This is a genomic window from Pseudomonas sp. zfem005 (assembly GCF_032621735.1).
GTDB classification, from domain to species: Bacteria; Pseudomonadota; Gammaproteobacteria; order Pseudomonadales; family Pseudomonadaceae; genus Metapseudomonas; species Metapseudomonas solani.
Genome location: NZ_JAVYJE010000016.1, coordinates 1 through 18,972, shown reverse-complemented (window position 1 = coordinate 18,972; position 18,972 = coordinate 1). Strand labels below are relative to the sequence as shown.

The 18,972-nt window shown below is 64.5% G+C and carries 19 protein-coding genes; 9 read left to right on the top strand and 10 right to left on the bottom strand.

Annotated features, from left to right (window positions below; all coding sequences use genetic code 11):
- The first annotated feature begins 14 nt into the window (after nucleotides 1-14).
- The gene (gene asnB, locus RTW82_RS28410; RefSeq protein ID WP_316927170.1) at nucleotides 15-1,868 is read left to right on the top strand and encodes an asparagine synthase (glutamine-hydrolyzing); all 1,854 of its coding nucleotides are present in this window, start codon (nucleotides 15-17) and stop codon (nucleotides 1,866-1,868) included.
- Nucleotides 1,869-1,953: 85 nt separating this feature from the next.
- Nucleotides 1,954-3,153: an MFS transporter gene (locus RTW82_RS28405; RefSeq protein ID WP_316927169.1), complete on the top strand. Its 1,200-nt coding sequence runs from the start codon at nucleotides 1,954-1,956 to the stop codon at nucleotides 3,151-3,153.
- A 219-nt stretch (nucleotides 3,154-3,372) separates the two neighbouring features.
- Here RTW82_RS28405 and RTW82_RS28400 read toward each other — a convergent pair whose 3' ends face one another.
- A complete protein-coding gene (locus RTW82_RS28400; protein WP_184491187.1) occupies nucleotides 3,373-3,981 on the bottom strand; it encodes a TetR/AcrR family transcriptional regulator in 609 nt (202 codons plus the stop codon).
- Between the two features lie 84 nt (nucleotides 3,982-4,065).
- On the opposite strand from RTW82_RS28400, the gene RTW82_RS28395 reads away from it, so the two are divergent.
- The 4 genes from RTW82_RS28395 to RTW82_RS28380 all read left to right on the top strand — a co-directional run bounded on the left by RTW82_RS28395 (nucleotide 4,066) and on the right by RTW82_RS28380 (nucleotide 8,654).
- A complete protein-coding gene (locus RTW82_RS28395; RefSeq protein WP_316927168.1) occupies nucleotides 4,066-4,956 on the top strand; it encodes an oxygenase MpaB family protein in 891 nt (296 codons plus the stop codon).
- 384 nt (nucleotides 4,957-5,340) lie between these two features.
- Complete coding sequence (locus tag RTW82_RS28390; protein WP_316927167.1) at nucleotides 5,341-5,967, top strand: hypothetical protein; 627 nt, start codon at nucleotides 5,341-5,343, stop codon at nucleotides 5,965-5,967.
- Nucleotides 5,968-5,978: 11 nt separating this feature from the next.
- Complete coding sequence (locus RTW82_RS28385) at nucleotides 5,979-7,223, top strand: AAA family ATPase (protein WP_316927166.1); 1,245 nt, start codon at nucleotides 5,979-5,981, stop codon at nucleotides 7,221-7,223.
- A 3-nt stretch (nucleotides 7,224-7,226) separates the two neighbouring features.
- On the top strand, nucleotides 7,227-8,654 hold the full coding sequence (locus RTW82_RS28380; RefSeq protein WP_316927165.1) for a hypothetical protein: 1,428 nt from the start codon (nucleotides 7,227-7,229) through the stop codon (nucleotides 8,652-8,654).
- Between the two features lie 304 nt (nucleotides 8,655-8,958).
- Here the strand turns inward: RTW82_RS28380 and RTW82_RS28375 are convergent, their stop codons facing one another.
- Complete coding sequence (locus RTW82_RS28375) at nucleotides 8,959-10,962, bottom strand: U32 family peptidase (protein ID WP_316927164.1); 2,004 nt, start codon at nucleotides 10,960-10,962, stop codon at nucleotides 8,959-8,961.
- A 227-nt stretch (nucleotides 10,963-11,189) separates the two neighbouring features.
- Here RTW82_RS28375 and RTW82_RS28370 point away from each other — a divergent pair, with 227 nt between their 5' ends.
- Nucleotides 11,190-12,008: a hypothetical protein gene (locus RTW82_RS28370; RefSeq protein WP_316927163.1), complete on the top strand. Its 819-nt coding sequence runs from the start codon at nucleotides 11,190-11,192 to the stop codon at nucleotides 12,006-12,008.
- Here the strand turns inward: RTW82_RS28370 and RTW82_RS28365 are convergent.
- Nucleotides 11,965-12,441: a DUF488 domain-containing protein gene (locus tag RTW82_RS28365; RefSeq protein WP_316927162.1), complete on the bottom strand. Its 477-nt coding sequence runs from the start codon at nucleotides 12,439-12,441 to the stop codon at nucleotides 11,965-11,967. The genes RTW82_RS28370 and RTW82_RS28365 overlap by 44 nt on opposite strands.
- Nucleotides 12,442-12,563: 122 nt before the next feature.
- Entirely contained in the window at nucleotides 12,564-12,845 is a 282-nt protein-coding gene (locus RTW82_RS28360) for a hypothetical protein (RefSeq protein ID WP_271660877.1), read from the bottom strand.
- Nucleotides 12,846-13,061: 216 nt separating this feature from the next.
- On the opposite strand from RTW82_RS28360, the gene RTW82_RS28355 reads away from it, so the two are divergent.
- Together RTW82_RS28355 and RTW82_RS28350 are read left to right on the top strand one after the other, a co-directional pair.
- Nucleotides 13,062-13,529 (top strand): GNAT family N-acetyltransferase, encoded by a 468-nt coding sequence (locus RTW82_RS28355; protein ID WP_316927161.1) that lies wholly within the window; start codon nucleotides 13,062-13,064, stop codon nucleotides 13,527-13,529.
- Between the two features lie 99 nt (nucleotides 13,530-13,628).
- Nucleotides 13,629-14,117 (top strand): hypothetical protein, encoded by a 489-nt coding sequence (locus RTW82_RS28350; RefSeq protein WP_316927160.1) that lies wholly within the window; start codon nucleotides 13,629-13,631, stop codon nucleotides 14,115-14,117.
- A 40-nt stretch (nucleotides 14,118-14,157) separates the two neighbouring features.
- Here the strand turns inward: RTW82_RS28350 and RTW82_RS28345 are convergent, their stop codons facing one another.
- The 6 genes from RTW82_RS28345 to RTW82_RS28320 form a co-directional block, all read right to left on the bottom strand.
- A complete protein-coding gene (locus RTW82_RS28345) occupies nucleotides 14,158-15,771 on the bottom strand; it encodes an FMN-binding glutamate synthase family protein (RefSeq protein WP_236209165.1) in 1,614 nt (537 codons plus the stop codon).
- Nucleotides 15,772-15,886: 115 nt separating this feature from the next.
- The gene (locus RTW82_RS28340) at nucleotides 15,887-16,654 is read right to left on the bottom strand and encodes a substrate-binding periplasmic protein (protein ID WP_316927159.1); all 768 of its coding nucleotides are present in this window, start codon (nucleotides 16,652-16,654) and stop codon (nucleotides 15,887-15,889) included.
- Between the two features lie 94 nt (nucleotides 16,655-16,748).
- The gene (locus RTW82_RS28335; RefSeq protein ID WP_316927158.1) at nucleotides 16,749-17,186 is read right to left on the bottom strand and encodes a periplasmic heavy metal sensor; all 438 of its coding nucleotides are present in this window, start codon (nucleotides 17,184-17,186) and stop codon (nucleotides 16,749-16,751) included.
- The gene (locus RTW82_RS28330; RefSeq protein ID WP_316927157.1) at nucleotides 17,183-17,482 is read right to left on the bottom strand and encodes a hypothetical protein; all 300 of its coding nucleotides are present in this window, start codon (nucleotides 17,480-17,482) and stop codon (nucleotides 17,183-17,185) included. Before RTW82_RS28330 ends, RTW82_RS28335 begins: the two co-directional genes overlap by 4 nt.
- The gene (locus RTW82_RS28325; protein ID WP_316927156.1) at nucleotides 17,472-18,044 is read right to left on the bottom strand and encodes a sigma-70 family RNA polymerase sigma factor; all 573 of its coding nucleotides are present in this window, start codon (nucleotides 18,042-18,044) and stop codon (nucleotides 17,472-17,474) included. The genes RTW82_RS28330 and RTW82_RS28325 overlap by 11 nt, the downstream gene beginning before the upstream one ends.
- Nucleotides 18,045-18,122: 78 nt before the next feature.
- Complete coding sequence (locus RTW82_RS28320) at nucleotides 18,123-18,677, bottom strand: hypothetical protein (RefSeq protein ID WP_316927155.1); 555 nt, start codon at nucleotides 18,675-18,677, stop codon at nucleotides 18,123-18,125.
- Nucleotides 18,678-18,972: the final 295 nt, after the last annotated feature.

Below are 18,972 nucleotides of genomic sequence, written 5' to 3'. Positions count from 1 at the left end.
CAAGGAGAATGATTATGTGTGGAATTGCTGGATGGCTGTCCTACAGCCAGAACCTGGAAGCGCAACGCAACATTCTGCAGCGCATGACCGACACCATGGCACTGCGCGGGCCGGATGCCGGCGGCTTATGGATCGACGGCCCGGTTGGCCTGGGTCATCGGCGTCTATCGATCATCGATCTGGAGGGTGGTCGCCAGCCGATGACGGCCATGCACGGCGGCCAGCGTCAGGCCGCTGCGATTACCTACAGCGGTGAGGTCTATAACTTCCGCGAACTGTGCACCGAACTGCAGCGACTAGGCCATTCGTTCAGAACCCGCAGTGACACCGAGGTGGTGCTGCGCGCCTATATTGAGTGGGGCGAATCCTTCGTCGAGCGCCTCAATGGCATGTATGCCTTCGCCATCTGGGACCTTCGCTCGCAAGAATTGCTGTTGATCCGCGACCGCATGGGCGTCAAGCCGCTGTATTACTTCCCTACTGGGGACGGCGTGGTATTCGGCTCAGAGCCCAAGGCACTGCTGACCAATCCGCTGGTACCGCGCAAGGTACGTGCTGATGGACTACGCGAGATTCTGGAGATGGTCAAGACGCCGGGCCATGCCGTGTTTGACGGCATGCGCGAGGTTATGCCAGGCGAGATTGTGCGTATCAGTCGACAGGGAGTAGGCCGTCGCCACTACTGGAAACTGGAAGCGCGTGAGCACGAACATTCGCTGGAGGAAACCATCCGGCATACCCGCGATCTGCTGGAGGATATCGTCGACCGCCAGATCGTCGCTGATGTGCCGCTGTGCAGCCTGCTCTCCGGTGGGTTGGACTCTTCGATCATCACGGCGCTTGCGTCGAAGAAGCTGCTAGCAGCCGGCAAGGAGAACATCCACTCCTTCTCGGTGGATTTCGTCGACCACGGTAGTGGCTTCACCGGCGACGCCGTGCGCGGTACGCCGGATGCCCCCTTCGTGCGTGACTTGGTGGAGAAGATCCGCTCCAGCCACCAGGAGATTGTCCTCGATAGCCGCGAGCTGGCCGATCCGGCGTTGCGGGCGCAGATCGTCCGCGCCCTCGACCTGCCGCCGGCGTTCTGGGGCGACATGTGGCCGTCGCTTTACCGGCTGTTCCAGGAGGTGCGCAAGCACTCGACTGTGGCGCTGTCAGGTGAGAGCGCGGACGAGGTATTCGGCGGCTACCGCTGGTTTCACGATCCGGAGGCGATCCGGGCCGAAACCTTCCCCTGGCTAACGTCGGTGACCGGCAAGTACTTCGACGGCAAGACCCTGTTCGACCCGGGCCTGCTGGCTCAACTCGACATGCACAACTTCCTGCGCGACAGCTACGCCCAGGCCCTCGCAGAGGCGCCAGTACTGCCCGGCGAAAGCGCGGTGGACCAGCGCATGAGGGAGATGAGCTACGTGAACCTGACCCGTTTCGTGCAGACCCTGCTTGACCGCAAGGATCGTATGAGCATGGCCGTCGGCCTCGAGGTGCGGGTGCCCTTCTGTGATCACCGCCTGGTCGAGTACGCCTTCAACATACCCTGGGCAATGAAGGCCTTCGACGGACGAGAGAAGAGCATCCTGCGCGCGGCGACCCGCGACCTGTTGCCGGAGTCGATCAGTGAGCGGGTCAAGAGCCCTTACCCATCGACTCAGGACCCAGCTTATGAGCAGGCGCTGCGTGACGCGTTGACCAAGATCCAAGCGGATCGCAACGCGCCAGTGACGCCTCTGCTCGACAGCGGTCGCATCCAGCAGGCCTTGGCCAAGCCACTCGGCAGTGTCTCGCCCATGTATGAACGCATGGGCATGGAGTTGGCGGTTGGCCTCAACACCTGGCTTGGCGAGTACGACGTCAGCCTCGAACTTTAGCCCCTCAAACGTATGCGGCCCTGATGCGGGCCGCATTCATTCGCCGAACCATTTACGCGTTCCTGCAACGTAAGGGAGTCTGAGCATGCGCACACTCAACCAGTCACCCATATACCTGATCGCGCTGGGGGCCTTTGCCCTCGGCATGGCCTCCTACGTCACAGCCGGGCTGATCCCGATGATCGAGGCCTCGTTCGCAGTCTCTGTCGCGGTGGCCGCACAGTTGGTCACCGCATTCACGCTGGCCTACGGCCTGGGCTCACCGATCTTCGTGGCCCTGACGCCAGCACACCATCAGCGCGCCGGCCTGCTACTGGCACTAGGCCTGTTCGTCATCGCCAACGCAGCCAGTGCGCTAGCCGAGAGCTTCACCGCGCTGATGGCCTGGCGTGCCATCGCCGGCATTGGGGCCGGCGTCTATCTCGCCATGGGTATCGGTGCCTCGACTGCCGTCTCCACCCCGGAACATCGCGGCAAGGCCATTGCAATCATCATGGGTGGCATGGCCAGTGGTGTAGTATTGGGCGTTCCACTCAGCCTGCTGATCGCAGAACAGCTGGGCTGGCAGGCTGCCCTGTGGCTGGTTTCCCTTCTCGGCCTGGTGGCCTTCTTCGGCCTGCTGCTGAAACTCCCGTCCTTACCAGTAGCCGCTGCCACCACACTGGGCCAGAAGCTGGCTATCCTCGGCGACGGTCATGTGCTGGTTATCCTGCTTGTGTCGCTGCTTGCTGCAGTCGCCAGTTTGGGCATGTACACCTTCATCGCTCCGCTGCTGGCTGATCCGTCCTATGGTGGGGTGCATTCGGTTACCCCCTATCTGTGGGTCTGGGGTATCGGCGGTGTGTTGGGCAGCTTCCTGATCGGCCCACTTGTGGACCGCATCAAGGGCCCGGTACTGACCTTCGTCATCATGCTGATTCTCGCCGTGTCGTTGTTCGTGCTTCCACTTGCGGCTGCCTTCAGCACCTGGCTGGTTATGCTGCCTATCGCACTGTGGGGCGCGGTTGGCTGGGCGCTGCAAGTACCGCAGAACAACGAGCTGATCCTGGCACGTCAGGCCCAGGGTGACGGCAACCTGGCCATCGCGTTGAACGAGTCGGCGCTCTATCTGGGCAGCGCCATCGGCGCGGCAGCTGGTGGCTTCGTGCTGCTGTTGCAGATGCCTATCTGGATCCTGACCGCCAGTGCGGGCGGTGTCGCAGCGCTGGGTGCCCTGCTGCAGATTATCAACCTGCGTCGCCAGCCAACCTGGAGCGGTGACGTGCCAATCGAGCCGTGTAACTAACGGAGGCAAAGGGGAGCCTGCCGAAAGCGCCGTGCGGAGGTGCGCGGCACACCCTACGGCTCGTGTTCGTCCTGCTCTTGATTCGCATCGTCACATGGCGTAGCCCGGGCTTCAGCCCGGGAGTTTTGTGCGCATCGATTCCTGGGCTGAAGCCCAGGCTACATGACCTTTCGACCTGGCAGCGCTGATGCTTTTTAGTGGCTTGTCGGGGCGCAGCCCTTACTTCGCCTTGGCCAGGCTGGCCATATAGGCCGCGAACATGTCGCTCAAGGCGCCAATCAGTTCGCTGCGGGTGAGCGGCGGATGGGGGTGGCTCATGAAGCGGATGATGGTCATCAGCGCGCTGTTGATGACGACGTAGAGCGTGGGCAGCGGGTTGTCGATGGGGATTTCCCGCAGGTGGCGCAGCAGGTAGAGGCGGCAGAAGTCGAACAGGTGCCGCTCCATCTCGTCGACCACCTTCAGCGTGCGCAAGTCCTGCCAGTGGCGCGCCAGTTCGAGGTGCAGGCTGGCGTTGCGGTCGATGAATGCGAATACCGCCTGCAGCAGGCGCTCCACGGCGGTGTGTACATCGTCCGCCAGCAAGGCCGTGGCGTTGTCGCGGACCACGCCGGCCAGCGCCTGGCTCATGCGGTCGAGCAGGGCCTCGACCAGGGCTTCCTTGCTGGCGAAGTATTGGTAGAGCGAACCGACACTGACCCCGGCCTCGGCGGCGATGAGGTTGGTGCTCAGGCGTGCCAGGCCGTCGCGGGCGATGACCCGGGCGCAGGCTTCCACCAGATCGGCGACCATCTGTTGCGAGCGTTGCTGGCGGGGCTGCTTGCGCATGACAGGCTCCGGACGCGAATTGAATGCGAGCGGATAGTCGCATTAGCGTGAGGGCGTTTCCAAGCCCTTGCCGGAGCCGCTTCCATGCACGCACCAGACCTCGCTCAGCCCGCCCATCAATCCGCCCCGCCGAGCCCACTGGGGCCGGACTCGCTGACCTGGCGCTACTTCGGCGACCTGCGTGGCCTGCTGCTGATCGGGCGCACCGGCATCCTGCAGAACATGCACCCGGGCCTGGCCGCCGGCGTGCTGCAGCACTCCGACCTGTTCGCCAACCCCTGGAACCGCCTGCTGCGCTCCATCCCGCCCATCCTCGGTGTGGTCTACGACGGCGGCCAGGCTGCTGGCACCGCCCGGCAGGTGCGCTCCTTCCATCGCGATATCAAGGGTCAGGACTGGCAGGGGCAGCCCTACCATGCCCTCAGCCCCGAGCTGTTCTACTGGGCCCACGCGACCTTCTTCGAGGCGCAGATCGCCCTGCAGCAGTGGCTCGGTGCGCCCCTGGACGAACAGCAATGCGAGCGCCTCTACCAGGAGTCTGTCCACTGGTATGCCCTCTATGGGTTGCCGATGGGGCAGGTGCCGGAAAGCTACGTTGCCTTCCAGGAGTATTGGCAGCGGATGCTGGAGCAGCGCCTCCAGCCGACGGAGATCACCGCCTGGTACTTCGGCTCGACCGGGCGCTTGCAGGCGCCCTATCCCTGGATGCGCGGCCCGCTGTGGTGGTGCCTGCAGCCCCTGCTGGTGGGCGGCGTGCGCTGGGTGGCGCGGGGCACCTTGCCGCCGGTGTTGCGGGAGCGGCTGGGGCTGCGGTGGACGGCGTCGGACCAGCGCCGGTTGCGCCTGCTCGCCGGGTTCCTGCGGCTGGCCTGGCGTGTGCTGCCTGGGGAGTGGGGCTATTTCCCCCGGGCGCGGCGGGCGATACGGCGTGCGCGCCTGGCTGCCCCTGCAGAGCAGCGGAGTCCCGGGGCTTGATGGGCTTGCCGTGGGTTGCAAGATACCGACGGAGCACCGTCATCCGTGTGGGGGGAAGTGATTGCATAGGACGTAGCCCGGACTTCAGTCCGGGGGCACCGTTACCGGGCTGAAGCCCGGATAAAGGGGGGCATCCCCATGAGCGGGGGGATGGGGTGGTCAGCGGATTTAATTCGGTGGGCAGTTGCAGATGCTTTCGGCCAGAGTCGGTCGCTTGTACACTCTGGCAGCGATTCTGGGGCATGGGGCGTTGCACCATTCGTGCTCAATCTAGTGACTGAGTTGTTGCTGACGTCTTACCTGTGCACTCCAAAAAGTGGCTGAATAAAGACAGCAAACAAACCCAGTCGCGGCGCCCCCAAATGCAGTCTTTTAACGGATTAAATGGCTTTCAACATGAATCATTTGGAGTTGCAACCCCAGCTCGGCAGTCAGCTGTCGAAAGGTATTCCACCCCGCAAGAAAAGCTCCAAAGGTTACTTGGCCATTGCCGCCCTGGCCCTGATCCTCGGGTCGGGTTATGCCATGACCGCCCTCTTTGACGCGACTTCCAGCGACCACGTTCCCGCAAGCACGAAATCACGTCTGGCCACCGAGTTCGCCCAAGCCAAGCCATTCGCGCTGACACCGGTGCCGGCGGGGGAGGTCGACATTGCCTTGGACTCGATGAAACTCAGCGCAGACCAGCGCCAGGCGCTGAAAAGCAGCCTGACATTCCGGCTAGGCGATGCCGATGCCACCAGCTCCCTGGCTTGGATCGAGTTATGGGATTTTGCTGCGCAGGACGGCGATATCGTGCACATCTCCTCAGCCGGGTATGAGGTCGACTATCCGATACTCAATGTACCCAACAAGCTCGCTATACCTGTGGACGCAACCCTCTCCGTGACGATACGGGGTGTGCATGATGGCGGCGGAGGTATCACCTTGGGCTTGCGTAGCGGTGCAGCCGGAATCTCGATGCCGGTCATCGAGCCGGGACAGACCCTGATCGTCCCCGTTACCTTCTGAGTGGAAAATGCATGCTGAGTCGCATTAGCCGGTACATGCCGCTGCTTTTCGCCATCATGGTCTTCACCATGCTTTACCAATTCATCGAGAACCATTGGCCACAACCGCAGGCAATTGCATCACTGATATCGAGCATTCACGCCATTGCCTGGTACCTGGCCAGCGCAGCATTGTTCGGGTGGTTGTTCCTGCTGCTGGGCTGGCTGCACTTCCATGAAAGATTGCCGGATTTTCTAAAAGCGAGACCCCTTATGGACATCCTGGACAGGCTCACTAACAAGCAGGTGATAGAGGAGGGGCTGGAGAAGCAGGAAACTGCCATCTTCATAGATGCGGAGAGCCTGGCAGAAGCGCTGAAGCAACGCGTCATCGGGCAGAATGCCGTTTGCGAGGATATCTCCGCGCAAATTCGTCGACGTCTAGCGCTGTCCCAACGCGGCAAGCCCGTGGGTGTTTTCCTGCTTGCAGGGCCACCTGGTACGGGGAAAACCCTACTCGCCAAGGTCCTGGCCAAAGAGCTGGAGCGCCCGTTGTTGCACCTGGATATGACCCAGTTCGCTGCCGGCAGCCACTCGCTTTCGCAACTGCTCGGCATGAACAAGGGCTACGTGGGCTCGGATACCTACGGAAAACTAACGTCCGGCCTGCAAGACAACCCGAACGCCGTGGTGCTGCTGGACGAAATAGAGAAGGCCCATCCCGACGTGCTCAAGGCGTTCCTGACGGCCTGGAACGATGGTTTCATCACCGAACGCTCCGATAGCAATCAGGTATCTACCACGTCGGCGATCTTCATTCTCACTAGCAATGCCGGGACCAAGCGCCTGGGGGAGATATCCACGCAGTACGCGGATGACCCTGATGCACTTCGCGAAGCTGCCGTGAACGCGCTACGTGAAGCCAGCTTTGCGCCCGAAGTCCTCAATCGACTGGACAGGATCTTCGTGTTCCAGCCGTTCAAGGGGCTCGATATCGCACGGGTAGCTGCACTTGAAATCGAAGAAATGATCCGCGGCTATGGCCTTGATGTGGCCGATCGGGGCATCGACCCCAATATCATTCTCCTGCTCATGAGGCGCTATCAGAAACTGGGCAAGCTCGGCTCATCGCGCGATCTGATCAGGGCGATTGAGGAGCAACTGGCCGACTCGCTGATAACCGCCAAGAAAGCGGGGCTTCCGAAGGTCGAACTGTTCCTCGATGCAGATCAACGCATTACCGCCAGAGCAATGCTGCCTCACGGTTCGCGGAGCTAGAACATGGGCCATGCAGATAGCCTGTGGAGCAACTCCTCGGCTTGGCGCTGGACGCTTTGCCTGACGCTCCTGGCATCGTCACTGTTCGTGTTGCTCGCTCCGTGGCGGCCACTTTCGTTAACAAGTACAGGGCAAGGGCAAGGGCAATACACCCCCAGCGTGGTGACTCCCCCCGGACAGCTGGCAGGCACCCTGGTGCTCCCCTCCGTTGTATTACACAACGCGCTGGACCCTGCCTTGGATACATCCGTGGTGCTGCCCACCGCGACATTTTCCTCCGACACCGAACTGCATGTCATCGGTGTGTACGAAGGTGCTCTCCCCGAGGGTGAGAAGGAAAAACCGTGGTGGAGTAATTGCACCGCCCTGTCTGACGAACCAGCGGCAATGATGGCGTGCCACTCGAAGTACGCTGGCCAAAGGACGACCAAGACCATCACCGTGTATGTGAATCGAACGTCTGCACCCATGGTCCTCGCGCTGATGGCATACGAGCCTGTTCGCTGGAAGATCGTGGCCCGTCCTGCAACTGACCTGCGCAAGGTCATTCTCAGTGGCAACCACGGCCAGGACATCGAAGGCGTATCAGATAGCACCCCCGTCGAGGTGTATAGCGACAAACCCTCTTCCTGTATGAATTGCACCAGGCAGTCCGGGAGTTTCTACGCCTACAAGCAGGACTCCCCGGAGTACGCGAAGGCTATGACGAAACTACAGGCGCTGACGGGATTGGCTCCCGCTTCCTTCCAGGGCGCATACAAGAGCGACCGCTTTACCATCGTCGGTGGCACGGCCCCCATGACAGGCTCCAAGCAGGCGGATCCCTATACCGGTAAGGTCTACAGCAACTATGTGGATGTTTCCCAGAAGAGACTGCTTCTACCCGATGGGGACTGGCAGGCTCTCGCTTACGTGGAAACCCCATCGAGCCGTGGCGCCGATCACGTCTTGGTTTTAACGCAAAGCGATAACGGCCGACTCTCGGAGCTGATGGTCATTCGGCTGCAAACGGCCAGGGACAACCAGGGGTTCAGCCAGTACCAGGCGTGCGATCAAGCTGCGGACTATGTCAAGAAAGTCAGCCAGAATGAGGCGCTCGGCCCCCAACTCTGCTACTGGGCCAACCATATCGTCACACCATGGCAACAGCCCATCTACAGGCTGGCCGCGCAGCGCCTTGCAGCGCAGGGCCTGACACTTCCCGACACTGCACTTGGCATGGGTTTCCACAGGGCCGACGCCGGTAGTTCGTTGACCACGCTGTACTACTCCTTCCCTGTACCGCAAACCCAATCCTCTTCGGGCACGGATTGGAGCAAAAGCTCATGGAATCCCACGCTGATTGGTAACTACCCGGAGAACTCGAAGTTTCTCAAGCAGCGGCTGGAGTGGGCAGAGGGCTGGTATCAGATTTTCAGTGTCACCGATTGAGTGCCGCTTCCCGCCCAAGGGGATGTTCCGGCATAAGCGAATCACTCGTGAGTAACGTCGTCTCCAGAAGCGCTTCAGCGCCTAGAGGCGCGGCTGCACATCGCACCGATGATTTCCGAGATGATTCTGGAACGTTGCCCTCCACGATGGCGTGACGGGCTCGTTTCTCGATGTCCGGGAGGGCCTCTGGTGGAGGGGGGTAATCCTCCTACCAATTGCCGGATAGGGCGTAGCCCGGACTTCAGTCCAGGGGCTTTGCGTGCGTTCCGTCCCGGGCTGAAGCCCGGGCTACAGGGGCTTTGCCTTAATGCGGGGCGCGATTGCGGATGGTTTTCATCAGGTCGTCGGGGCTGATGTGGCCGACCACCTGGGTCGCGGCGCTGCCGGGTTGCGGCAGGTCGAGGATGTGGCCCTTCATCTTGCCCACCACGTGCATTTCGCAGGGTTTGCAGTCGAACTTCAGGGTCAGCACTTCGTCGCCGTGCACCAGTTGCATCGGTGCCACCTTGGTGCGCACGCCGGTCACGCCCTTGGCCTGTTTGGGGCAGAGGTTGAAGGAGAAGCGCAGGCAGTGCTTGGTGATCATCACCGGCACTTCACCGGCTTCCTCGTGCGCCTCGTAGGCGGCGTCGATCAGCTGCACCCCATAGCGGTGGTAGAAGTCGCGCGCCTTCTGGTTGTAGACGTTGTAGAGGAACGACAGGTGCGCTTCCGGGTACACCGGCGGCGGCACGGCGACGGGTTTGCGGCCGCCGCGCGGGTGGGCGGCGACGCGGGCGGCGGTCAGCGCCTCGATGGCTTCGCGGCGCAGGGCCTTGAGCTGGGAGTTGGGGATGAAGAAGGCCTGGGGCGCGTCCAGCTCCACGGCGTCAGCGTGGTACTGGGTGGTGCCCAGCTGGCCGAGCAGGTCGTGCAGCTGTTCGAGGGCCTGCTCGGGCTTGTTGGCGGCGCCGAAGGGGCCTTCCAGGGCGACGCTGGCGGTGATGCCTTCCTCGCTGGTGGCGGTCAGCTCCAGGCGCTCTTCACGCAGCGTGGCGACCCAGGAGAGGCCAATGCGGCGCTCGGACGAGGTCTTCTGCAGGGCCTGCTGCCAGTTGTGGTCGAGGTTGCGCGAGAGCGGGTGGTTGGGGCGCAGGCGGAACAGGCCCTCGGGCATTTCGTTGGGCTCGACGCGGTAGCGGTAGCGCTTCTCGCCGTCTTCCTCGAACTCGCCCTTGGGCTCGGCGATGTTGGCGCGGAAGCCCACGACCTCGCGCTTGACCAGCACGTTGAGGCCGTCGCCGTTGGACAGGGGCTCCTGGGTCACCACCAGCAGGTCGCGCTTGTTCACCTTCTCGACGTTGCCCACCAGCAGGCCGGTGAAGGTGGGGGAGTCGAAGGCGCCGATGTCGATCTTGCGGTCGGTGACGAAGTAGTCGGTGCTGCCACGGTGGAAGGTCTTGTCCGGGTCGGGCACGAAGAAGTGGTCGGTGCGGCCGCTGGAGGCGCGGGCCAGGTCCGGGCGGTTTTCCAGGATGCCGTCCAGGCGCTGGCGGTAGTAGGCGGTGATGTTCTTCACGTAGCCCATGTCCTTGTAGCGCCCTTCGATCTTGAAGGAGCGCACGCCGGCGTCCACCAGGGCGCTGAGGTTGGCGCTCTGGTTGTTGTCCTTCATGGACAGCAGGTGTTTTTCGAAGGCGACGACGCGACCCTGGTCATCCTTCAGGGTGTAGGGCAGGCGGCAGGCCTGGGAGCAGTCGCCGCGGTTGGCGCTGCGGCCGGTCTGGGCGTGGGAGATGTTGCACTGGCCGGAGAAGGCCACGCACAGGGCGCCGTGGATGAAGAATTCGATGGCGGCGTCGGTGTGGTCGGCGATGGTGCGGATCTGCTTGAGGTCCAGCTCGCGGGCCAGCACCAGTTGGGAGAAGCCGGCCTGGTCGAGGAACTTGGCCCGCTCCAGGGTGCGGATGTCGGTCTGGGTGCTGGCGTGCAGCTCGATCGGCGGGATGTCCAGTTCCATCACGCCCATGTCCTGGACGATCAGCGCGTCGACGCCAGCGTCGTACAACTGGTGGATCAGCGCGCGCGCCGGCTCCAGCTCGTCATCGTGGAGGATGGTGTTGATGGTGACGAACACGCGAGCGTGGAAGCGCCGGGCGAACTCCACCAACTGGGCGATATCGGCCACCTCGTTGCAGGCGTTGTGCCGCGCGCCGAAGCTCGGCCCGCCGATGTAGACGGCGTCGGCCCCATGCAGGATGGCCTCGCGGGCGATGTGCACATCGCGGGCAGGGCTGAGCAGTTCGAGGTGGTGTTTGGGTAGGGACATGGCAAAAAGGCTTCCGGCACGGTGCAGGACGCGAATTGTACCGGTCCGGTGCCCGCTCGGCACCCGGTCCGGCGACGAATAGCGGATTGGCTGCAAACGCCTGCACGCTCGCGCCGTTGATCCTGCCCCTGTAATGGGAAAACGGAGCCTGGAGCGGCGGCGGTGTCGCCTGGTTCCGGCTAGGGGCGATGTCTAGAGTAGTCAGCTGGACAAAAGGAGTTGCCCCCATGAGACGAAAGGCCCGCATTCTCATTCTCTGCAAGACCTACCCCAGTCCTAGTGCCAAGTATGCCGAGACCTCCTGCGTAGCCGGCATGGATGAACAGGGCGCGTTGATCCGTTTGTTTCCCGTGCCGTTCCGCCTCATCGGCGAGGATCAGCAGTTCGCCAAGTGGCAATGGATCGAGGCTGTTATCGAGAAGAGCACCCAGGACCATCGCCCTGAGAGCCACAAGATCGGCGTGGACACTATCCAACCTAAAGAAACACTGCCCGCTGGTGATTGGCTGCAGCGCAGACGCGAGTTGGAGAAGTTACCGCTGTACGAGAGCTTCGAGGCGCTGGAGCAGGCGCGGTTGAGGGACGGTATCACCCTGGGGTTGTTGAGGCCTGCACGGATAACCGGCCTGCAGATTCGCAAGGCGGGCACCGAGCAGTGGACCGCCGAGGAGCTGGAAAAGCTGGAGCAGATGCAGCGCCAGGCCAGCCTATTTGATGAGGACGAGGTTGCCAGCATCAAGCGCCTGGAAAAGGTGCCGTTCGACTTTTACTACGACTACGAATGCCAGATCGGCGGGCAGGTGGTCAGCCATACCCACAAGATTTCGGATTGGGAGGCCTGCGCCTTGTATCGGAAGGTGCTTCGAAAACACGGTTCCGACTGGGAGACGCCTTTCAGGGAAAAATTCGAGAGGGTCCTGCCGAGTCGGGACCTTATGTTCCTGATGGGCAACATGCACCGTTTCCCGGGGCAGTGGCTGATCGTTAGCGTGATCTATCCGCCTAGGCTACAGCCGGGAACAGGTCTGCAATTGCAGTTGCTTTGAGAGGGAGATGAACGGCTTGCAGCGCTCCATCAAGGCTGCGGGCGCGCTGGGCGATCAGGTTGCGGTGGCAGAACCGGGCGTCCGCTTCGTAGCAGACCATGCAGATTCGCTGGCTGGGCACTTCGGCGAGCAGGTCATGGAGCCGCGCATCCTGGGTGTCGATATAGGCATTGAAGCCACGCTCATAGGCGGTCCAGTCACCATCTTCCTTGTAGCGCTTGCGTACGGGCTTGGGGCAGCCGAGGGCGGGCTCGTGCTCGTAGGCGATGCCCGCTTTCGCCAGGCATTCGGCAAAGGCTTTCTTGGAGAAGCCCGGCTTGCGCGAGAGGGGGTATTCACGAACGTCGAGGACCTTGTCGATCCCGGCTTCTTGCAGGCGCGCGATGAAGGCATCGATGGAGAGGCCTTCATAACCCGCTGTGTAGATATTCATGATGTCCTCCGCTTCCGTGCCGACCTGGCCGCAAAATCGCGGCGGACTATATCACCGCAACCTGGAAGCAGGGCTCGCCGACGATGGGCGGCCCTTAGGGCGCGACGATGTCCTACAGCCTCTCAGCAACTGGAGATGTCGCGAATCCAGTCGTGGATCAGCGGGCGTGGTTGCAGCAGGTCGGCGTCGGCGGCGTCCAGCAGCGGCAGGCCCTGGTGGCCGGCGCGGCGGAAGTGCAGGCGGGTGCGGGCCTGTTGTTCATCGAGGATTTCGCCGCTCAGGCGCAGGCGCGCCAGCAGGCGTTCGTCCACCTGGTAGCTGCCGCATTCGCGACAACGCAGGGCGAGGCCGGGGCCGCGCGATTCCAGGGGCTTGGCTTCGTGTTCGCAGATCAAGCACTTCACGTGGGGCAACTCCTTTGTCCGGTCGACGGCGGGCTTGAATCGGATCCTGGCCGTGGCGACTGTGGCTCGACGCCGCTGTGCGACGGACAGCATGATCGTTGGTAACCATAGACCGGAGTGATGTGGAGCGAGTTGCAGAATTATTTGAGCCTTGTGTCGGATGGCCCGGCACGCTTTCGCAAGCGGGTTTGCCGGGCAGGAATTAAGGAGTCGAACATGCAATACCAGATCAGAACGGCCACGGCCGACGACGCAGCGGCCATCAGCCAGGTGGTGCGCCTGGCGCTGGCCGAGAGCAACGCCCGCGACTACCCGGCGGCGGTGATCGCCTCGGTGCAGGCGAACTTCGGCCCCGAGCAGGTGCGGGGGCTGCTGGCGGCGCGCGAGGTGCTGGTGGCGGAGGAGGCGGGCTGCGTGATCGGCACCGCCAGCCTGGATGGCGATGTGGTGCGCACCGTCTTCGTCGCGCCGGGTGCCCAGGGGCTGGGCGTCGGCCGGCGGCTGATGGAACAGGTCGAGGCGCTGGCCCGGGAGCGCGGCGTCGCGGTGTTGAAGGTGCCGTCGTCGATCACCGCCGAAGGCTTCTATGCGGGGCTGGGCTTCCAGGCCGTGCAGCAGATCATCCGGGGCGAGGAGCGCACCATCGTGATGGAGCGCTCGTTGGAGCCTGCTCACCCCGGGTGAATGATGGGCGGTGGTCTATAAGAAGTCCTTGGCAGCGATCCTCTCGCAGATGGGCCAGGAGGCTGCCACTGACGACCCGGCCCAGCGATGGAGTGCCCCATGCCGCCCAAGAAGAAACCCGTGAATACCGCCGCCGTTGGCACCGTTCAACACGATTCGCTACCCAGGCCGGTCACCGATGAGGAGTGGGCGGACTACAGCGCGGCCTTCCCCGGCCTGACCCGCGCCAATGTCTACGTGACCTCCCCCGGCTGCTATGACGGCTACAACTGCATCGGCTGGACGGTGGGCGACACCACGCTCGAGTTCGATGTGGAGGCGGTCACTGGCATGGTGCAGTTCTACCTGAGCAAGGGGTTCGTCGAGGTGCCAGCGGGGCACGATGCCGCGGATGTGGACCTCATGGCCATTTCCAACGGCCATTTCGCCAGCCATGCCACCAAGAAGTACACCGGCCCCAAAGTCGACGGCATGCCTGACGACTTGTGGGAATCGAAGCTCTACCCCGGAGCACGGGTCACCCACGGGCGCCTGGAGCTTGCGGGGGAGACTTACGGTGTGCGCGTGAAGTCGTTCAGGAAAGCGTGAAGGGGACGTCCTTGTCCCCAAGGCGCAGCCAACAAGCGCGTCACCAGCCGCAGGCGGCCTCGAAGCTGTCGGCGCGGGCCATCTCCCACATGCGGCCGTAGAAGTCGGCTTCGATGGTGTCCTTGAGCAGGTCGCCCGGCTTGAGGAACACGTGAAGCTGGGAGAACAGGCGGATCTCGCTGTCGGAGACGCGGCGCACCAGGTGGCGCGGCTCCAGCTGCGCCGGGTGGTCGAGGCCGGCGGCGGCGAGCATCTCGGCCAGGGCCTTGAGGGTGTTGCGGTGGAAGCTGTGCACGCGCTGGGCCTTGTCGGGCACCACCAGGGCGCGCTGGCGCAGGGCGTCCTGGGTGGCGACGCCGGTGGGGCACTTGTTGGTGTGGCAGCTCTGCGACTGGATGCAGCCGATGGCGAACATGAAGCCCCGCGCGGAGTTGGCCCAGTCGGCGCCGATGGAGAGCACGCTGGCGATGTCGAAGGCGCTGACGATCTTGCCGCTGGCGCCGAGCTTGATCTTGTCCCGCAGGTTCAGCCCCACCAGCACGTTGTGCACGAACAGCAGGCCCTCGCGCAGCGGCACGCCGATGTGGTCGGTGAACTCCAGGGGCGCGGCGCCGGTGCCGCCTTCCTTGCCGTCGACGACGATGAAGTCGGGGTAGATGCCGGTGGCCAGCATGGCCTTGGCGATGCCCATGAATTCCCAGGGGTGGCCCAGGCAGAACTTGAAGCCCACCGGCTTGCCGCCGGACAGCTCACGCAGCTGGGCGATGAACTGCATCATCTCCACCGGGGTGGAGAAGGCGCTGTGGCGCGAGGGGGAGATGCAGTCCTCGCCCATCATCACGCCGCGGGTCTCGGAGATTTCCTGGGTCACCTTGTGCTTGGGCAGGATGCCGCCGTGGCCCGGCTTGGCGCCCTGGCTGAGCTTGATTTCGATCATCCGCACCTGCGGGTCCTGCGCCTGGGCGGCGAAGCGCTCCGGGTCGAACAGGCCGGCGGCGGTGCGGCAGCCGAAGTAGCCGCTGCCCAGTTCCCACACCAGGTCGCCGCCGTGCTCGCGGTGGTAGGGGCTGATGCTGCCTTCGCCGGTGTCGTGGTAGAAGCCGCCGAGCTTGGCGCCCTGGTTGAGGGCGCGGATGGCGTTGGCGCTGAGGGAGCCGAAGCTCATGGCCGAGATGTTGAAGATCGACGCCGAGTAGGGCTGCTTGCACTGCGGCCCGCCGATCTCGATGCGGAAGGCCGACGGGTCACTCAGCGGTGCCGGGCGCATGGAGTGGCCGATGAATTCGAAGCCCGCCTGGTAGACGTCCATCAGCGTGCCGAAGGGCTTGTCGGCGCCTTCGTTCTTGGCTCGCGCATACACCAGCGAGCGCTGGGCGCGGGAGAAGGGCAGCTTGTCGCCGTCGGCTTCCAGCAGGTACTGGCGGATTTCCGGGCGGATGCCTTCCACCAGGTAGCGGATGTTGCCCAGGATCGGGTAGTTGCGGCGCACCGCGTGGGGTTTCTGCAGCAGGTCGAGGATGCCGACCAGCGACAGCACGCCAGTGAGCAGGGTGAAGGGCCAGACCCATTCATGTTCGATGAAGGGCAGGGTGGCGAGGGTGAAGAGCACGCAGAAGGCGAAGAACGCGTAGCGGCTGAGAAGCGACAGGCTCATGCGGTTTCCTTGTGAGAGGGCACGGGTTCAGCGTAGCGGAGCGTCAAGGTTACGCCTTGTGGCGCGGCGAGGGGCACCCTGAAGCTCGTCGGGTGAGCCCGCCAGGCGCCGTAGGCTAGCGCGGCGCGGCGAAGAAACGCCGCCACAACTCGGCCTCGCGGCCGCTGGCGCGCAGGGCGGCCAGGCCCTTGTCGAAGGCCTCCACATAGCTGCGGTTGCCGGCGGGCTGCCCGGCGAAGAGCACGAAATACTCCCAGCTCTGCAGCGGCGCGGTGGTGGCCAGCTGCGCGGCTTCGTCCGCGTCCAGCTTCTGGTTCACCAGCCACTGCCCGGTGCCCTTGACCATGTCCACGGCGTCGATGCGCCCGGCGGCGAGCTTGCGCAGGTTGCTGGTTTCATCGCCGCCCACTTCGTATTTCAGCAGGCCGCGTTGTTCGGCTTCCTCCAGCAGCGGGGTCTTCGCCGAGCCCAGGGGCAGGCCGATGGTCAGGCCACGTAAGTCCTCGATGCCGGCCGGCGTGCCGTCCCATTGCACCGGGCGGGCGCGGTTGTAGAAGAGCACCACCTCGTCGCTGTAGACCCGCTCGGAGAACAGGCAGCAGGCCTCGCGCTCGGGGTTGCGGCCCCACACGGCCGAGGCTTGCCAGCGGCCCTGGCGCACTTCCTCGAAGGCGCGCTTCCAGGGGAAGAAACCGTATTCCACGGTGATGCCCTGGGTGGCGAAGGCTTCGCTGACCAGGGTGGGGATCACGCCGTTGCCGGGCTGCGAGGCACTGATAAGGGGCGGCCACTCGCCGATGGCGATGCGGATATGGCCCTCGGCGAAGAGCGGGCGGGCGCAGGCGAACAGGCAGATGAACAACAGGACCCGGAATCGGGACATCGAATTCTCCCGGCGATGCACGCCCGGCGGCGTGGCACCCGTTCAGCCAAGCACAGGGCGTGCCGGCCTGCCAGCGCCAGGTGGCTTGCGAGCCTTACGGGGCGCCGAACGCTTCCGGGCGGTCGAGGAAGCGGCGCCGCTGTTCCTGCGGCAGGCGCTCGGCGATCTCCAACAGCATTGCCTGGGCCGCCGTCTGCAGTGCCGCGGTGGCCTGGCGCTGGCGGGCGAAGCGCTGCTCCACGGCGGCGTGGTCCAGGGGCTCCTGGCCCAGTTGGTCCAGCAACTGTTGGCGGTTCTCGCGGTTGGCGGCGGCCAGCTCGCGCAGCTGCGGGGCGTGCTGGCGGATGACCGCGCGCACTTCACCGCGTTGCTCCGGCGGCAGCTCCTGCACCTTGGCGATGAGCTGGCGCAGGGGCTGGCCTTGCAGGCCGGCTTCGGCCGCTGCCGGGCGGGCGATCAGCCAGCCGCCGAGGAAGGCGTTGCCGGCGAGGGACAGCAGCAGGGCGCCGCCGAGCAGCCAGGTCTTGTTCATGGTTGGTCCGTCCATAGCAGCGGGCTCATGGCCTGGGCGGCGACGTCGAGGTCGTCGTCGGCCGGCGTGCTGACGTGCCCGACGAGCAGGCCAAGGAGGCCGCACAGGGCGACGCTGGCAAGCTTCACCTGCCAGCCGTAGCGCCATTGCTCCAGGGCGCGCTGCAGGCGGCGGCTCCAGGGTTGGCGCTGGGGTTGCGCGGTGGCGTGGGCGACGATGCGCGCGGCGAGGTCGGCCGGGGGCGTCGGTCTTGGCTGTGCGGCAAGGCGCCGGCGCAGGTCCTGTTCATCGTTCATCGGTGTTCTCCTCGTTCGGGCGGCCGGGCAGCCAGCGGCGCAGTTGCGCGCGGGCGCGGCCCAGCAGCCCCTCCAGGGCTTTGATATGCACGCCCATCAGCTCCGCCGCCTGGGGGTTGCTGTGCTCCTCGAAGTAGCAGAGCACCACGGCCATGCGTTGCTTGTCGGGCAGGCGCTGCACCACCCGCTGCACCTCGGCGGCCTCGCGGGCGCGCTGCACTTCGGCGGCGGTGTCGGCGTCGGGGTCGAGCAGCTCGTCCAGCAGGGCGTCGATGTCCTGCTCGGGGCGGCGTTTGCGGCGGCGCAGCTGGTCCAGGCACTGGTTGACCAGGATGCGCTGCAGCCAGGTGGTGAAGCGCGCCCGGCCCGGTTGCCAGTCGGCGGCGTGGGTCCAGATGCGGGTGAAGGCTTCCTGGGCGGCGTCCTCGGCATCGGCCTGCTCGGGCAGCACGCGCCGGGCGATGGCGTAGGCGCGGGGCAGGTGGCGCTGCACCAGGGTGGCGAAGGCGCGTTCGTCACCTTCGGCCACGGCGGCCATCAGGCGTTCGTCGTCGAGCTGCATCCGTCGTGGCTACCCGGGCATCGAGGGCGTTCGGGAATCGGGCAGCAGCGGGATGGGGCGCGTCATCGGGCCTCCGGTTCAGGGCGAGGGGGTGAGGGTGACGCTGCCGCTGCGGGTCTCGCCCTGGCTGCCGGTCACGCTGCGCGAAAGGGTGTTGCTGTCGCGGTCGAAACTGTAGCTGGCCGAACGCTGTGCCGTCTCGCCCGCTGCGTTGGTGACCTGGGTCTGGCGGGTGAGGCCGTCGTCGCCGCGCTGGGACTGCTGGCTGAAGGTTCCGCTGCGGCCGTCGGTGGTGGTCCAGGTGCCGCTGCTCTGGCCGTCGGCGTGGGTGCCTTCGAGGGTGACGCCACGGCCATCGGCACCGCTGCCGCTGCGGCTGAATTGGCCGCTGTCGCGGTCGTAGCGGGTGGTGCTGGTGCGACTCGTGCTGCGGCCGTCGTCGCCGGTGACGCTGCGCTGGCGGGTCAGCCCGTCGGCCAGGTTGCCGCTGCGCTGGGTCTGCCAGGTGCCGGCCTGGCCACGGCCGGTGACGAAGCCGCCTGCGTGTTGGCGTTCCCTGGCCTCGGCCAGGCCGGCGCACAGCAGGAGCAGGCAGAGCAGGTGGGGCAGGGCGTTGCGCAGGGTGGCGTTCATGGGAGCCTCGTTGCCGGGAAAAGGGCGGGTTCGAGGGTTGTACGACGGCGTTGGGGGCGCCCCTGCGTTTATTTTTTGAAGGCACCGGGATGGCGCGGGTGCCGGGTACAGCTCTGTGCGATCGGTTGTTCCGCTTGGTGGATGGGTGAAGCGTCATCCACCCTTGTATCTCGACTAACTACCCCTTCAGGGGTAATAGTTCCCGACTGATCATCGGGGGAGGGGCTGGAAGTCGTGTCCACCCTTAGGCCCTGAGCCTGCGACGTAGATAGTGCTCCGCCCCTCCACACTCACT

Excerpts from the sequence above, each read along its gene's own strand:
- RTW82_RS28330 (WP_316927157.1), bottom strand. The coding sequence starts at position 17,482 with ATGAACGATGAACAGGACCTGCGCCGGCGCCTTGCCGCACAGCCAAGA.
- RTW82_RS28375 (WP_316927164.1), bottom strand. The coding sequence starts at position 10,962 with ATGTCCCTACCCAAACACCACCTCGAACTGCTCAGCCCTGCCCGCGAT.
- RTW82_RS28370 (WP_316927163.1), top strand. The coding sequence starts at position 11,190 with ATGAGACGAAAGGCCCGCATTCTCATTCTCTGCAAGACCTACCCCAGT.
- RTW82_RS28405 (WP_316927169.1), top strand. The coding sequence starts at position 1,954 with ATGCGCACACTCAACCAGTCACCCATATACCTGATCGCGCTGGGGGCC.
- RTW82_RS28335 (WP_316927158.1), bottom strand. The coding sequence starts at position 17,186 with ATGAACAAGACCTGGCTGCTCGGCGGCGCCCTGCTGCTGTCCCTCGCC.
- RTW82_RS28350 (WP_316927160.1), top strand. The coding sequence starts at position 13,629 with ATGCCGCCCAAGAAGAAACCCGTGAATACCGCCGCCGTTGGCACCGTT.
- RTW82_RS28340 (WP_316927159.1), bottom strand. The coding sequence starts at position 16,654 with ATGTCCCGATTCCGGGTCCTGTTGTTCATCTGCCTGTTCGCCTGCGCC.
- RTW82_RS28345 (WP_236209165.1), bottom strand. The coding sequence starts at position 15,771 with ATGAGCCTGTCGCTTCTCAGCCGCTACGCGTTCTTCGCCTTCTGCGTG.
- RTW82_RS28400 (WP_184491187.1), bottom strand. The coding sequence starts at position 3,981 with ATGCGCAAGCAGCCCCGCCAGCAACGCTCGCAACAGATGGTCGCCGAT.
- RTW82_RS28325 (WP_316927156.1), bottom strand. The coding sequence starts at position 18,044 with ATGCAGCTCGACGACGAACGCCTGATGGCCGCCGTGGCCGAAGGTGAC.
- RTW82_RS28365 (WP_316927162.1), bottom strand. The coding sequence starts at position 12,441 with ATGAATATCTACACAGCGGGTTATGAAGGCCTCTCCATCGATGCCTTC.
- RTW82_RS28355 (WP_316927161.1), top strand. The coding sequence starts at position 13,062 with ATGCAATACCAGATCAGAACGGCCACGGCCGACGACGCAGCGGCCATC.
- RTW82_RS28320 (WP_316927155.1), bottom strand. The coding sequence starts at position 18,677 with ATGAACGCCACCCTGCGCAACGCCCTGCCCCACCTGCTCTGCCTGCTC.
- RTW82_RS28380 (WP_316927165.1), top strand. The coding sequence starts at position 7,227 with ATGGGCCATGCAGATAGCCTGTGGAGCAACTCCTCGGCTTGGCGCTGG.
- asnB (WP_316927170.1), top strand. The coding sequence starts at position 15 with ATGTGTGGAATTGCTGGATGGCTGTCCTACAGCCAGAACCTGGAAGCG.
- RTW82_RS28385 (WP_316927166.1), top strand. The coding sequence starts at position 5,979 with ATGCTGAGTCGCATTAGCCGGTACATGCCGCTGCTTTTCGCCATCATG.
- RTW82_RS28395 (WP_316927168.1), top strand. The coding sequence starts at position 4,066 with ATGCACGCACCAGACCTCGCTCAGCCCGCCCATCAATCCGCCCCGCCG.
- RTW82_RS28390 (WP_316927167.1), top strand. The coding sequence starts at position 5,341 with ATGGCTTTCAACATGAATCATTTGGAGTTGCAACCCCAGCTCGGCAGT.